Here is a 13476-nt window from a genome sequence, read left to right as displayed (position 1 = left end):
CGGTGTAGTCCCCGGTGCGGTGGGTAGGCGGTGCCCGTGATCCGACCTCCCACCACCGGGGACGCCCGCGTGCTGCTCCTGGACGCCGACGGCAACCTGTTTCCCTCCGAGGAGCCGGCGTTCGTCGCCTCGGCCGACGTGACCAACCGCTTCCTCGCCTCGCTGGGCATCGCGCGCCGGTACACCGCCGACCAGCTGCGGCTCGCGACGACCGGCAAGAACTTCCGCACCACGGCGGTCGATCTCGCCGCCGAGCACGGCGTCGCGGTCGGCGCCGAGGTGCTCGAGGACTGGGTCGCCGAGGAGAAGAAGGTCGTCTCCGAGCACCTCGGCCGGGTGCTGCGCCCCGACCCGGCGGTGCTCGGGCCGCTGCGCCGGTTCGCGGACCGCTACGAGCTCGCGGCGGTCAGCTCCAGCGCCCTCACCCGTCTGGACGAGTGCTTCCGCGCCACCGGCCTGGACGCGCTCGTCCCGCCCGGGCGGCGGTTCAGCGCCGAGGACTCGCTGCCCCGGCCCACCAGCAAGCCCGACCCGGCGATCTACCGGTACGCCCTGGACCAGCTCGGCGTCGCGCCGGGGCAGGCGATCGCGGTGGAGGACTCGCTGCCCGGCGCGCAGTCGGCCGTCGCCGCGGGCATCGCCACCGTGGGCAACCTCGTCTTCGTGCCGCCCGGCGAACGGGACGCCCGCCGGAGTGCCCTCGAACAGGCCGGCGTGACCCTGATGATCGACGCCTGGGAGCAGCTCGCGGCGGCCCTGCCGGACCGGCCGCTCAGCGCCGGGTGATCGTGCCGGTGTCGAGCAGCTCCTGAGCCACCTCGGCGACCTTGCGCCGCTGGTCGCGGGCGGCCCGACGCAGCACGTTGAACGCGGTGACCGAGTCCGTGCGGTGCTGCGCCATCAGATAGCCGACGGCCCGTTCGATCACCACGCGGTAGTCCAGGGCGTACTGCAGCTGGTCGGCCAGCTCGCCGGCACGGTGGGCGGCCAGGGCCGTGCTCAGCGTGGCCTCGATGACGTCGCCGTAGCTGACCAGCGCGGTGCGCTCGGACTCGTCCCAGTGGTGCGGCTTGTCCAGATAGACGTCCAGCGTGCCGACCGGCGTGCCACCCAGCCGCAGCGGACAGCCCAGAACCGACAGCACACCGTGCCGGGCCAGCGTCGGCGCCACCTCCGGCCAGCGGGGTTCCGCGCGCAGGTCGGCCGCGACGACGACGTCGTTGATGACGAACGCCTCCACGCACGGACCGGTCCCGGTCTCGCTCTGCACGCTCTCCAGGATGCGGCCGCGGTCGTCGCTGGCGGCGACGTAGTGCAGCGTGCTCTGCTCGTCGGCGATCATCAGGCCGCTGCCGGTCACCGGGAACAGGTCGGCGCAGGCCCTCACCGCCTCGCCGACCGCGGCGCTGACGTCGTGCCGGGAGGCCTTTCCGAGCCCTTGCAGGCTGCTCGCCAGCATCTGAGGATCGATAGGAGCCATCGGAGCGGATCCCTAACTGTGCTCGGGCGGTCGTCCTGCGCGGATCATCTCGTCCGCTGTTCCCGCCTGGAGCCGCAGCAACACCCCGATCAGGCCCCCGTACGCCTCCACCGCCCGCACCTCGTCGGCCGACCAGCGCCCGCTGCGCGACCGTAACGCGTTCAGCGTGCCGACGACGTCGCCCGCCACCCGCACCGGAGCGGACAGGACCGCCCGCACTCCGGGCCCGTTCCCGTCCGCGTTCCGCGCCTCGAGCCACGCCCACAGATCGGCATAGTCGGATTCGGCGAGGTCGGTCACCGCGACGACGGCGCCCGTGGCGACGCAGTCGATGGCCGGCCCCTGGTCGACCTCGAGCTGTCCCTGTTCCAGCGCGGCGCCGGCGGCGTCGGAGGCTCCCACCATCCGCAGACCGTTGTTCCCGTCGCGCAGCAGCAGCCCGGCGCCGTCGATCTGCAGGACGTCCTGGGTCGCGTCGAGCACCCGGTTGAGGTGCCCGATGAGCGCGGCGCCGTCGGTGGCGGCCGGCAGATCGACCACCCGCAACAGGCTCTGCAGGGTCAGCGACAAGGCCAGCTGGTCGACCGGCACGGCGGCCCCTTCCCGAAGGCGTGACCAGTGCGCATCCCCGATGCCACACGTTTCAAACCCTTCGGTCGAAAGTCGACAAAACCCCGATCGTGGCTAGACTTGGCGCATCTGACCGATCCGCCCTGTGTCCGCGGAGCTGATGTCACGGAGATGACGCATGCCCATGGACCACAGTGGTCACCCGAGCCGTAACGGCCGCACGTCGGCGACGATCGGTCCCGTCGACATCTCCGACGACCTCGACGAGGTCGCCGAGCAGTACGTCCGTGACCGTGCCGGGCTGTCCCCGGCCCAGGCGGCCCGGCTGCGTGACGACGTCATCCGCAGGCTGCTGCCGTTCGCCGGCCGCCTGGCCGCGCGCTACCGCTACTTCCGGGAGCCGTCCGACGACCTCGAGCAGGTCGCGCGGCTCGGGCTGATCAAGGCGGTCGACCGCTACGACCCCGAGCGCGGCTCGTTCACCGCGTACGCGCTGAGCACCATCGTCGGCGAGCTCAAGCGGTACTTCCGCGACCACAGCTGGGGCATGCAGGTGCCGCGCCGGCTCCAGGACCTGTCCCGCGTGGTCTCGCAGGCCATCGACGCGCTGACCGCCGAGCTGGGACGCCCGCCGACCCGCACCGAGGTGGCGGTCCGGTGCCTGGTCAGCGCGGCGGACGTCGAGGAGGCGCTGCTGTCGCGCGCCGGATACCGGCCGGTCTCGCTGAGCCTGCCCGTCTCGGAGTCCGGCGGCGTGCTGGGCGACCTGCTCGGGTCGGCCGACGGCGACCTCGAGCTCGTCGCCGACCAGGTGACGGTGCGCCGGCTGATCGACCAGCTGCCCGCCCGCGAGCGGCGCATCCTGCTGGAGCGCTTCTACGGCAACCGCACCCAGCTGGAGATCGCCGCCGACCTGGGCATCTCGCAGATGCACGTGTCGCGGCTGCTGGGCCGCACGCTGGAGTGGCTGCGCACGGCGATGCTGACCGACGAGGCGCCGCCGCGGCACGCGGAGACGGCCGACGTGCCCGGCTCCGGACCGATCCTCACCGTGCGCCGGTCGGCCGCCGGCCCGCTGCTGGTCCTGGTCGCCGGCGAGGTGGACCGGGACAACGCCGACCGGCTGCGCCGCGACCTGGTGCGGCTGGTCAGCCGGGCGCCCGCGGGCTCCGAGGTGGCCGTCCACCTGGGCGCGGTGCCGCTGCTCGCCGCGGCCGGGGTCGCCGCCCTGCTCGCCGCGTACGACGCCGGACGCGTCCGCGGGGTGGCCGTCACCGCCGTGGAGCTGCAACCGCTGGTCCGGCAGGTCGCGATCGTCGGCGGGCTGGGCCCGTTGCTGCCCGCCGGCGAGTCGGAGAAGCTCGTCGCGGGCCGCCGCGGGCTCAACTGATCCACAGTGGCCGCCGGGTCGCGAAACCCGTTGTTTGAGCGCGGATTCGCTGGGCAAGCGTCGAGACCGCTCTCGGCGGCCGCAGCGCGGCCCGATCGCGGCGCAGTCCCAACCCGACTGCCTTCCATCTGACCGCGCTCGGCGGCCGACGATCACCGGATGCCCGGTCACCACCGGGCGATGCCGCCGTGCGCGGGAGTCGAAGGGCCCAGCCGTGCACTCCATACCCCTCACCAACCGGACCGTCGCCTCCCTCGCCGACCGGCTCGACGTTCCCGCCTACGACCGGACCGCGCTCACCCCCGCCGTGGTCCACCTGGGAGTCGGCGGCTTCCACCGGGCGCACCAGGCCGTCTACCTCGACGACCTGGCCCGCACGGGCGACACCGGATGGGGCGTGGTCGGCGTCGGCCTGCGCTCGGCACGGATGCGCGACGCGCTGCTGCCGCAGGACTGCCTGTTCACCGTGGTCGAGCGCGACGAGCACGGCGACACCGCACGCGTCGTCGGGTCCATGGTCGGCTATCGGTACGCGCCGGACGACCCGGAGGCCGTGCTGCGCATCCTGGCCGACCCGCGGGTCCGGATCGTCACGCTCACGATCACCGGCGACGGCTACCACCGCAGCGACCACCCCGCCGTCCTCGCGGACCTCGCGCACCCGGCGACGCCCACGACAGCCGCGGGCTATCTGGTCGAGGCGCTGGACCGGCGCCGCCGCCGCGACGCGCCCGGGCTCACCGTGCTCTCGTGCGACAACCTGCCGGACAACGGCGCGGCCGCCCGCGCCACCGTGCTCGGCCTCGCCGGGCTGCGCGACCGGTCGCTGGCGGCGTGGATCGAGGCGCACGTCTCCTTCCCGGCCGGCATGGTCGACCGCATCACCCCGGCCACCGACGGCGCCGCCCGCGACCTGGTCGCCGGCCGTTTCGGGGTGGCCGACCGCTGCCCGGTCGTGGCCGAGCCGTTCCGCCAGTGGGTGGTGGAGGACGACTTCCGCGCCGGCCGGCCCCCGCTGGAACGGGTGGGCGTGCAGTTCGTGCCCGACGTGACGCCGTACAAGCTGATGAAGACGCGGTTGCTCAACGCCGGCCACAGCGCGCTGGGCTACCTCGGCGCGCTGACCGGCGAGTACGGCACCAGCAGCGAGGCCATGGCCAACCCCGTCATCGCCGACTACCTCGCCGTGCTGATGCGCGAGGAGATCGCGCCGCTACTGCCCGAGGTGCCCGGCATCGACCTGGACGCCTACCAGCGCACCGTGCTGAGGCGCTTCGCCAACCCGATGATCAGCGACCAGCTGGCCCGGCTGTGCGGGCGGGGCTCCACCAAGATGCCCGCCTACCTGCTGCCCACGCTGGCGCACGCCCGCCGCGACGACCGGCCCGCGCTGCTGCTCAGCCTCGCGGTCGCCGCCTGGTTCTGCTACCTGCGCGGGTACGACCTCAACGGCGCCCCGATCGAGGTGCGCGACCGCCTCGCGGACGTCCTGCAGGCCCGGGCCCGGGCCGGTGGCAACGACCCGCGACCGCTGTTGGCGGAGCGCCGCCTGTTCGGCCCGCTGGCCGACGATCCCGCGTTCGCCGCCATGCTCGAGTGCGCGCTGCACGACCTCGAGATGTACGGCCCCGCCGCCACCATCTGCGACTACCTGGCGACCGAGCTGCTTGTTTGACGGCCCGGCCGGTGGGAAGGCTGCGCCATGACCACCACAGCGCCCGCCGTGGCGACCCGGACGGACACCGCGCGGATGCCTGCCGGCCCACCGGCCGAGCCCTCGGCGGCCCCGCCGGCACGTTCCTCCCGCAGCCTGCTCGGCTATCTGCTCATGCCCCGGCCGAAGGATCTGTTCAAGGCGGTGCTGATGCCGCTGACCTTCGCGCTGGCGGCGCTCGCCGCGGGCGGGGTGCCGGCGTCGACGGTCCTGCGCGCCGCCGTGGTGCTGGTGGTGCTGGAGCTGCTGGTCTATCCGGCGCGCTACCAGTGGAACGACATCCGGGGCTTCGCCGCCGACCAGCGCCATCCCGCCGAGGCCGACCGCGGCCGCCTGCCCGGGCCGCTCGGCCGGGCGCGCGAGCACGTCGCCGCGAGCGTCGCCGTCGCCGTCGCGCGGCTGCTGCTGGCCGCGGCGCTGGCGCTGCTGCTGCCGGGGCTGCACCTGGGCGCTTTCGTGGTGTGGCTGGTGCTGGGCGTCTTCGGGGTGGCCGTCGCGTACGAGGCCCTGCGCGCCGCGGCCACGGGCCGATCCGGCGAGGTGCCCGCGCCGGTGCGGCCGGCCCTGGTCCTGCTCTGGATCGTCGTGGGCGCCGGTTACGTCGTCCGCGGCCTGACCGGTCTGGCGCTGGTGGTCGCCCTCTCCCGTCATCCGATGGCGGGGGTGGCGGCCGGTGTGACGCTCTGGGCGTACGGCGTCGCGTTCGTGACGAGCCGGTGGGCGATCGAGGCGACCGCGTTCGCCCGGCTGCGCGACGGCCGGCTCGGCTGGTCGTGCGAGGCCGGGCACGCCCGCGAGCACCTGCTGGCACTGGTCCGCTGGATGCCCGCGCGGGCGGACGCCCGGCACCTCAGCGGGCCGGCGGACGGGCCGGCCACGGGCTGGAGCGCCCTGCGCGGACGCACCGCGCTGACGGCCCCGTGGAACCTGGCGGCCGTCGTCGCCGGCGCGGCGGCCGCGGTCACCGGCCGCCTGCTGACCGGGGACACGTCCGTTACCGAGGCCGCGGTGATCGCGGTGACCGGCGGGCTCGCGACGCTCGGGGTCGTCGCGGCCGGGCGTGCCCGTCTCGCCGTCGTGGCGGCCGGCGCGGTCGTCCTGGCCGGCGTCCTGTGGCGGCAGACGCCGGCGCCGCTGGTCGCAGCGCTGCCGTGGGTGGTGGTGACGGCCGCGTACGTGCGGTGCGTCGCGGGCTGCCTGCAGACGATGGGAGCCCTCGGCGACCGCCTGCGCTCCCGGCTGGGCGCCGCGCTGGCGCCGATCGCGCGCGCCACGCTGGGCCGCGAGACCTGGACCCTGCTGCACGGGCGCGGGTCGGCCCGTGCGTGACACCGAGCTCGACGACCTGCTCGGCGTCGCCGTGCGGGCGGCGCAGGCCGGCGCCCGGGTGGCCCTCGGCTGGCGGGCCCGAGCGGACCGGCTGCTGGTCGAGGAGAAGGCCGGACCGGCGGACCTCGTGAGCCAGGCCGACCGCGACGCGGAGGGCGCCATCCGCGAGGTGCTGGCGCAGTTGCGGCCCGACGACGCGGTGCTCGGCGAGGAGCAGGGCGCGGCCGCCGGCCGCTCGGACGTCCGGTGGCTGGTCGATCCGATCGACGGCACCACGAGCTATCTGTACGGCCGGTCGGACTGGTCGGTCAGCGTCGCCGCCTGCGAGGCGTCCGGCGGCCGGCTGCTGGCCGGGGTGGTGGCCGAGCCGATGCTCGACCGGATCACCGAGGCGCGGCTTCGCGGCGGCACGCGCAGCGCCGGGGCCCGTGCCCGGATGCCCGCCCACGACGATCTGTCGCGGACGCTCGTCGAGGTGAACCTGGGCCGTCCCGAGCAGCGCCTGCAGGCGGGCGACATGGTCGCCGCGCTGGCGCCGCGGGTGCGCGACCTGCGCCGCGGCGGGAGTGCGGCGGCCGCGCTCGCGCGGGTGGCCACGGGCCGGGCGGACGCGGCGTGGCTGCCGGGCCTGCAGCCCTGGGACTGCGCGGCCGGCGTGCTGCTGGTGCTGGAGGCCGGGGGAGTGGTCGGCGACCTGAGCGGCCGGTCCGGGGGCACCTGGCCGCGCAGCGGGGACGTGCTCGCGGCTCCGGAGCCGCTGTTCGAACCGCTGCGCGGCCTGGTGGCCGGCGCCTATCTGGTCAGCCCTTGACGCCCGAGGACGACACCGACTGCGTGAAGTACCGCTGGAAGAACAGCAGGATCAGCAGCGGCACGAGGGCGGTCAGCACGGTTCCGGCGAAGATGGCCCCGAAGTCCACCCCCTGCTGACCCGCGAACTGGGCGATCGCCACGGGCGCGACCGTCATGTTCGGATCCGGCGCGATCAGCAGCGGCCACAGGTAGGCCTGCCACTGGAACACGAACAGGATCAGCCCGGCCCCGATCAGCGCGGGCCGCGACAACGGCAGGTAGATCCGCCAGAAGACCCCCCACCAGCCGAGCCCCTCGACCCGTGCCGCCTCCGCCAGGTCGTACGGCACGCCCTGGAAGAAGCCGCGGAGCAGGAACACCGCGAACCCGTTACCTACGCCGGGCAGGACCAGGGCCAGGTACGTGTTCTCCAGCCGCGCGTCGCGGAAGATCGACATCAGGGGGATGGCGATCGCGTCGAACGGGATGAGGAACGACACCACCATCACGGCGAAGATGACCCCGCGCCCCGGGAACTGCAGGACGGCCAGCGCGAACGCGGCGGTCGCGCAGATGGCCAGGCCGGCGACGAGCGTCAGCACCGTGACGATCGTCGAGTTGAGCAGCGCGCGGCCGAACTCGGCGTCGAACAGCCGGGCGAAGTTGCCGAGGTCGAGGCTGCGGGGCAGCAACGTCCACAGCGACACCGGCGAGATGGTCGCGAACGTCTCCCGCTGCGGCCGCAGCGCGCTGACCGCGGCCCACCACAGCGGAAGGACGAACAGCACGGCGATGACCGAGCCGAGCAGCACCGTGCCGATCCGGCGGGACGGCTTGCGGCGCGGCGCGGGCGGCGCGGGTGGCCCGGCGGTGGCCGGCCGCTGACGCGTCTGGGTGGACACTAGTCACTTCCTTTCGACAGCAGCCGGAACTGCAACAGGACGATGACCAGCGCGATCAGCGCGACGATCACCGTGCCGGCGGCCGCGGCGCCCGCGTCCGCCCGCACGTAGGCCCGCTCGAACACGTCGTTCATGATCAGGTTGGTGCGCCCGTTCGGCCCGCCGCCGGTCAGGATGTGCACCGGCGCGAACACCAGCAGGTTGGAGATGGTGTCGGCCACCAGTACGAAGGCGATCTGCCGGCGCAGCTGCGGGACCGTCACGTGGCGGAACCGGGCCCACCGGCCGGCGCCGTCGAGCGCCGCCGCCTCGTACAGGGTGGGGTCGATCTCCTTGAGGCCGGCGACCAGGAACATCATCCAATAGCCCACGCCGATCCAGGAGACGACCACGATGATCGAGGCCAGCGCCTGGCCGGGCGAGGTGAGGAAGCCCTGCGGCGCGATGCCCAGCCGGGCCAGCACGCCGTTGAGCGGCCCGTCCGGGCGGAACGCGACGGCCCAGATCACCGCCGACACGCTCTGCGGGATGGCGACGGGCAGGAACACCAGCGTGCGCATCAGCCCGACGCCGCGGATCCGCTCGTTGAAGATCACGGCGAGCGCGAGCGCCACCGCGATCTGCAGCGGGTTGACGATGATGCCGAACAGCAGGGTGATCTTCAGCGAGTTGACGAAGGCGGGGTCGTCGAGCAGCGCGCGGAACTGCTCGGCGCCCACCCAGTGCGTGGGCTCGACGCCGAGCGCGGTGCTGCGCAGGCTGTCCCACACCGCTCGCACGGTGGGCCAGAGCCGCAGCAGCACCGCGGCCAGCAGGGCCGGCAGCAGGAACGTCAGCGCGATCGGCAGATCGCCGAGCCGGCGCCGGCGGGTCGTCGTGGGGGTGGTCACGAGTCCTACTTGTCGTACTTGGCCAGGGCCCGGGTGAGCTCCTCGCCGGCCTGGGTGAGCCGGGTCGTCGCGTCGGTGCCGTTGCGGATGTCGGCGAACGCCTTGTTCATCACCGACTCGAAGTCGACGAACCCGGTCGTGATCGGCCGGGACACCGCGGTGTTCGCGAGCGAGTGCTCGATGATGTCCGCGATCTGCTGGTAGCGCGCGCCCTTGGCGCCCAGGGTCTTGAGGTACGTCTGGAAGGCGTCCTTCTGGACCGGGATGTTGTTGCTGGTCGTCGCCGTGGCGCCGGCCGCGTCGATCGTCATGTAGCTGAGGAACTTCTTCGCCGCGTCCTTGCTGTCCGAGAACGGGCTGACGCCGGTCGACCACGAGTCGGTCGAGGTGGCCGGCTTGCCCTGCGCGAACTTGGGGAACGGCGCGACGCCGTAGTCGACGCCCTTCTCCTTGTCGAAGGCGGCGGCGTTCCACGGGCCGCCGGCGAAGAACGCGGTGGCGCCGGTGCCGAACAGGCCGGGGGTCTGCTCCGGGTCGATGCCCCGGGGCGCCACGCCGTTGGCGAAAATGTCGTGGTACCAGGTGAAGGCCGCGGTCCAGCCCGGGTTGGTCACGTCCGGCTGGATCATCTTGTCGCCGGTCAGGCCGGGACCGCCGCCGAGCGACTCCGCGAGCGGCTGCAGCTGGTAGTAGCGGTCGACCTGGTCGAAGATCAGCCCGTTCTTGGCGCCCGAGGACTGTGCCTTCTTGCCGTCGGCGGTCACCTGCTCCCAGGTGATCGGGGCGGCGGGGTCGCTGCTGGGCGCCTTGACGCCGGCCTTGGACAGCAGCGCCTTGTTGTAGTAGAGCAGCTGGGTCGAGGTCCACCGCGGCATCGCGTACTGCTTGCCGTCGAAGGTCGTGATCTTCAGGGCGTTGGGGTCGATCTTGCCCTCGGCCTGGGCCTTGAGGTCGTCGAGCGGCTCCAGGAAACCGCGCGAGGCGAACGCCGCCAGCCGCGGCTCGTCCACGTCGTACAGGTCGATGTCGGCGTCACGGGCGCCGAGCCGGGACTGCACCGTGGAGTTGAGGTCGTCGAACGGGACGACCTGCTGCTTGACCTTGATGGTCGGGTTGGCCTTCTCGAAGTCCGCGATGACCTTGTCGAAGGTGCCGGGGTCCTGCGCGTTGACGAACGTCAGCGTGACGTTGCCGCCGGAGGCGCCGCCCGAGTCGTCGTCGCCGCCGCAACCGGCGGCCGCCAGCACCACCAGCGCGAGCGCGCCCGCGGCGAGAAATCTGGGTCGAGGCATGGTGTTGTCCCTTCCGCGCCGGGTCGACGCGCAGGTCAGAGGGAGTAGACATGGTTGAGGAAGTACTCGATGAAGGCGGCGCTGTCGACCTCGGTGGCCACCAGGCAGTTGGGCTCGGGAGGGTGGCGCGAGGCGAGCAGGTCGGCCACGGTCACGCCACGGGTGATGTCGCTGGTGACCTCGACCTCCACCCGCGCCGGGCGCCACGTCACCAGGTGCGGACGGCTCACCACGGCCACGGCGAGCGGGTCGTGCATGGAGGCGGTCAGGAACTCCTTGCCCGGGTACGCCTCCCGCAGGTAGTCGATCCAGGCGTGCGCGCACTGCCCGGCGTACGTCGCGAAGGGACGCCCGGTGGCGATGAGCCGGTCGGCGTCGGCCCGGTCGAGCTCCACCTGCATGGTGACGTCCAGCCCGATGAACCGCAGCGGCGCTCCGCTGTTGAGCACGATGGCCGCGGCCTCCGGGTCGATCCAGATGTTGAACTCGCCCGGCATGGACAGCTGGCTGGTCGTGCGCATGAACGCGCCGCCCATGATGACGATCTCCTTGACCGCCGTGGCCAGCTCGGGCTCCAGCGACAGGGCGATCGCCACGTTCGTCAGCGGGCCGATCGCCACGATCGTGATCTCGCCCGGGTTGGCGAGCACGTGGTCCACGATGGCGGTGGCCGCGCGTCCCGGCGCGGGCTTGCGCCCGGCCAGGCTCTCCCGCACGTCGGCCACCCGGTCGCGGGCGGGATGGTCGTGCAGCGGCCGCCGCAGCGGGGTGCGGGCGCCCTTGACCACCGGGATCTCCGTCTTGCCCAGCCGCTCCAGCAGGTGCAGGGCCAGCAGGGTCGAGGTCTCGACGTCGATGTTGCCGTTGACCGTGGTCACCAGCTCCAGCGTCTGGTCGGCCAGGTCGACGCACAACGCCAGGGCGAAGCCGTCGTCGATGTCGGACCCGGGCGCGCCCATGGCGACGTCCGTGTCCAGGATGATCCGGCGCACAGGCATCGGGCTGCCTTCCCGGGGCTCGGCGGCGCAAACAACGGATCCGCCGACATCACTGCCGATCCGTTGGGTACCCGGCCCCGGTCAGCGACCCGCGGCAGCAGAGAGGCAGAACCGTGCCCGAGGACCAGTACGGCAAGCAGAACCCGCAGGACCAGTTCCCGCAGACCGACGAGCAGCAGAGCAGCGAGATCCCGCACCCGGGCACGACGGGACAGATGGACGACCAGCCCGACCACGGCGAGGACAGCTACCGCGGCAGCGGCCGGCTGACCGGCAAGCGGGCGGTCATCACCGGCGGCGACTCCGGCATCGGCCGGGCGGTCGCCATCGCGTTCGCCCGCGAGGGCGCGGACGTGCTCATCGCGTACCTGCCGGAGGAGGAGGACGACGCCCGCGACACCGCCCAGCTCATCGAGAAGGCCGGTCGCAAGGCGGTCACCGTGCCCGGCGACATCCGCGACGAGCAGCACTGCACGAGCATCGTCGAGCGCGCGGTCAGCGACCTGGGCGGCCTCGACATCCTGGTGAACAACGCGGCCTACCAGATGGCCCAGCCCGGCGGCATCCAGGACATCACCACCGAGCAGTTCGACCGGGTCCTCAAGACCAACCTGTACGCGATGTTCTGGCTGAGCAAGGCCGCCGTCAAGCACATGGGCCCCGGCTCGACCATCATCAACACCGCGTCGATCCAGGCCTACCAGTCCTCGCCGGAGCTGATGGACTACGCCACCACCAAGGCGGGCATCGTCGCGTTCACCAAGGCGCTCGGCGCGAGCCTGGCGCAGAAGGGCATCCGGGTCAACGCGGTCGCCCCCGGTCCGATCTGGACGCCGCTGATCCCGGCGACCATGCCGGCGGAGAAGGTCGAGTCGTTCGGCGAGCAGACCCCGATGGGCCGCGCCGGGCAGCCGGCCGAGCTGGCGCCCGCGTACGTCTTCTTCGCCTCGCAGGAGTCGAGCTACGTGACCGGCGAGGTGCTCGGCGTCACCGGCGGCCAGCCGCTGTCGTGAGCACCAGGTCGTGGGCGCGGCCCGGCGCCAGGAAGGCGAGCAGGGCCGCGCCCTCGGCCTCGACGTCGGCGCGCTCGGCGGAGGTCAGCGGGCGGAACGGGCGGATGGTGAGCACCGCCCGCTGCTTGTCGATCACCGGCTTCCACGTGGCGGCGACGAAGCCGTCGACCAGCAGCGAACGGGGCTGCTCGGGGAGGTCGTGGCCGAAGCCCTGGGCGGTGTAGTCGACGTCGACCACCCGGGTGCGGTCGTCGTGGGACAGCAGCAGGTTGTCGAAGTCGTACAGGAAACGGACCGGCGCGGGGGTGCCCGGGTCGGGCCGGGGCGCGTCGGGCAGGTCGAACAGCTCCCGGCCGCGCTTGTCGCGAAAGGTGACCAGCCGCGGCCGGAGGCGCTCGGCGACCTCGCCCAGCCCGGTCAGCCCCGACCACTGGCGGCAGTCGGCCACCGTGCCCGGGCCGAACGCGGCCAGGTAGCGCAGCAGCAGCCGGTCGGGTGTGGACTCGCCGGCCGGCGGTGGATCGCGCAGCCACTCGTCGAGCGGCATGTGCAGCGCCCGCCCCCGGCGCCCCCACTGGCCGCGCGGCGGGATCTGGGCGAGCGGCAGCCACGCGCGGGCGACGTAGCCCAGCGCGGTCGAATCACGCCCGGGGAAGTGCTGCTGCAGGGCGCGGCCCAGCTCGGCGAACTGCATCGGCCGCCCGGCCAGCGCGTCGCGGGCGGCGGCGACCAGCTCGGCCCGCGCGACGCCGGTCACGCCGCGCCGGAACACGCCCATCGTGCTGCGCTCGATCACCGGGTCGAGCAGCGGCCGCAGCCATTGCGCGTCCGCCGCGGTGACCAGGTGGATCGTGTTGCGCATCAGCCCGAGCCGCACGATCGAGGAGTCGCCGAGCAGCCGCGAGGTCTCCTCGGGCCGGTAGTCCGCGAGCCGGCTCCACAGGCCGACGTACCAGCTCTGCGCCTCCTGCGCCTGCAGGCCGGCCAGCCGGGTGAGGGCCTGCGGGGTGTCCAGCGCCGCCCGCCGGAGCAGCAGTTGCCGCTCCAGCGTGGCGCGGTTGAGGTGCCGCCGCGTCAGGGTCCGGGTCATGCCCCGACGCTAGGGC

At 73.4% G+C, this 13476-nt stretch carries 13 protein-coding genes; 6 read left to right on the top strand and 7 right to left on the bottom strand.

Annotated features, from left to right (window positions below; genetic code table 11):
* Positions 1–36 precede the first annotated feature (36 nt).
* The gene (locus ACSNN8_RS01250) at positions 37–786 is read left to right on the top strand and encodes an HAD family hydrolase (protein WP_436646314.1); all 750 of its coding nucleotides are present in this window, start codon (positions 37–39) and stop codon (positions 784–786) included.
* Here ACSNN8_RS01250 and ACSNN8_RS01245 read toward each other — a convergent pair.
* Positions 773–1480 (bottom strand): GAF and ANTAR domain-containing protein, encoded by a 708-nt coding sequence (locus ACSNN8_RS01245; protein WP_436646312.1) that lies wholly within the window; start codon positions 1478–1480, stop codon positions 773–775. The genes ACSNN8_RS01250 and ACSNN8_RS01245 overlap by 14 nt on opposite strands.
* 12 nt (positions 1481–1492) lie before the next feature.
* Entirely contained in the window at positions 1493–2071 is a 579-nt protein-coding gene (locus ACSNN8_RS01240; protein WP_436646311.1) for a GAF domain-containing protein, read from the bottom strand.
* 157 nt (positions 2072–2228) lie between these two features.
* Here ACSNN8_RS01240 and ACSNN8_RS01235 point away from each other — a divergent pair, with 157 nt between their 5' ends.
* The 4 genes from ACSNN8_RS01235 to ACSNN8_RS01220 all read left to right on the top strand — a co-directional run bounded on the left by ACSNN8_RS01235 (position 2229) and on the right by ACSNN8_RS01220 (position 7294).
* Positions 2229–3440: a sigma-70 family RNA polymerase sigma factor gene (locus tag ACSNN8_RS01235; RefSeq protein ID WP_436646309.1), complete on the top strand. Its 1212-nt coding sequence runs from the start codon at positions 2229–2231 to the stop codon at positions 3438–3440.
* Between the two features lie 214 nt (positions 3441–3654).
* Positions 3655–5115 carry a mannitol dehydrogenase family protein gene (locus tag ACSNN8_RS01230; protein ID WP_436646308.1) on the top strand — a complete coding sequence of 487 codons (1461 nt, stop codon included), beginning with the start codon at positions 3655–3657 and terminating at the stop codon, positions 5113–5115.
* Between the two features lie 27 nt (positions 5116–5142).
* Positions 5143–6483, top strand: a complete 1341-nt coding sequence (locus tag ACSNN8_RS01225; protein WP_436646306.1) for a hypothetical protein — start codon at positions 5143–5145, stop codon at positions 6481–6483.
* Positions 6476–7294, top strand: coding sequence for an inositol monophosphatase family protein (locus tag ACSNN8_RS01220; protein ID WP_436646305.1), 819 nt, complete (start codon positions 6476–6478; stop codon positions 7292–7294). The genes ACSNN8_RS01225 and ACSNN8_RS01220 overlap by 8 nt, the downstream gene beginning before the upstream one ends.
* Here the strand turns inward: ACSNN8_RS01220 and ACSNN8_RS01215 are convergent.
* The 4 genes from ACSNN8_RS01215 to ACSNN8_RS01200 are packed head-to-tail and all read right to left on the bottom strand — an operon-like array spanning position 7284 to position 11357.
* Positions 7284–8177, bottom strand: coding sequence for a carbohydrate ABC transporter permease (locus ACSNN8_RS01215; protein ID WP_436646303.1), 894 nt, complete (start codon positions 8175–8177; stop codon positions 7284–7286). The two genes, ACSNN8_RS01220 and ACSNN8_RS01215, sit on opposite strands and share 11 nt — an antisense overlap.
* Positions 8177–9067 (bottom strand): carbohydrate ABC transporter permease, encoded by an 891-nt coding sequence (locus ACSNN8_RS01210; RefSeq protein WP_436646301.1) that lies wholly within the window; start codon positions 9065–9067, stop codon positions 8177–8179. Before ACSNN8_RS01210 ends, ACSNN8_RS01215 begins: the two co-directional genes overlap by 1 nt.
* Positions 9068–9072: 5 nt before the next feature.
* Complete coding sequence (locus tag ACSNN8_RS01205) at positions 9073–10359, bottom strand: sugar ABC transporter substrate-binding protein (RefSeq protein WP_436646300.1); 1287 nt, start codon at positions 10357–10359, stop codon at positions 9073–9075.
* 35 nt (positions 10360–10394) lie between these two features.
* A complete protein-coding gene (locus ACSNN8_RS01200) occupies positions 10395–11357 on the bottom strand; it encodes a nucleoside hydrolase (RefSeq protein ID WP_436646299.1) in 963 nt (320 codons plus the stop codon).
* Between the two features lie 113 nt (positions 11358–11470).
* Between ACSNN8_RS01200 and ACSNN8_RS01195 the strand changes: the two genes are divergently transcribed.
* Positions 11471–12370: an SDR family oxidoreductase gene (locus tag ACSNN8_RS01195; RefSeq protein WP_436646297.1), complete on the top strand. Its 900-nt coding sequence runs from the start codon at positions 11471–11473 to the stop codon at positions 12368–12370.
* Here ACSNN8_RS01195 and ACSNN8_RS01190 read toward each other — a convergent pair.
* A complete protein-coding gene (locus ACSNN8_RS01190) occupies positions 12345–13460 on the bottom strand; it encodes a winged helix DNA-binding domain-containing protein (RefSeq protein WP_436646295.1) in 1116 nt (371 codons plus the stop codon). The genes ACSNN8_RS01195 and ACSNN8_RS01190 overlap by 26 nt on opposite strands.
* Between the last annotated feature and the right edge of the window lie 16 nt (positions 13461–13476).

This window comes from Actinoplanes sp. URMC 104, from assembly GCF_051386375.1.
Classification (GTDB): domain Bacteria; phylum Actinomycetota; class Actinomycetes; order Mycobacteriales; family Micromonosporaceae; genus Actinoplanes.
Note: the sequence above shows the minus strand (reverse complement) of the source record. Positions and strands in the feature narration are given on the sequence as shown.

Excerpts from the sequence above, each read along its gene's own strand:
- ACSNN8_RS01245 (WP_436646312.1), bottom strand. The coding sequence starts at position 1,480 with ATGGCTCCTATCGATCCTCAGATGCTGGCGAGCAGCCTGCAAGGGCTC.
- ACSNN8_RS01235 (WP_436646309.1), top strand. The coding sequence starts at position 2,229 with ATGCCCATGGACCACAGTGGTCACCCGAGCCGTAACGGCCGCACGTCG.
- ACSNN8_RS01225 (WP_436646306.1), top strand. The coding sequence starts at position 5,143 with ATGACCACCACAGCGCCCGCCGTGGCGACCCGGACGGACACCGCGCGG.
- ACSNN8_RS01205 (WP_436646300.1), bottom strand. The coding sequence starts at position 10,359 with ATGCCTCGACCCAGATTTCTCGCCGCGGGCGCGCTCGCGCTGGTGGTG.
- ACSNN8_RS01200 (WP_436646299.1), bottom strand. The coding sequence starts at position 11,357 with ATGCCTGTGCGCCGGATCATCCTGGACACGGACGTCGCCATGGGCGCG.
- ACSNN8_RS01190 (WP_436646295.1), bottom strand. The coding sequence starts at position 13,460 with ATGACCCGGACCCTGACGCGGCGGCACCTCAACCGCGCCACGCTGGAG.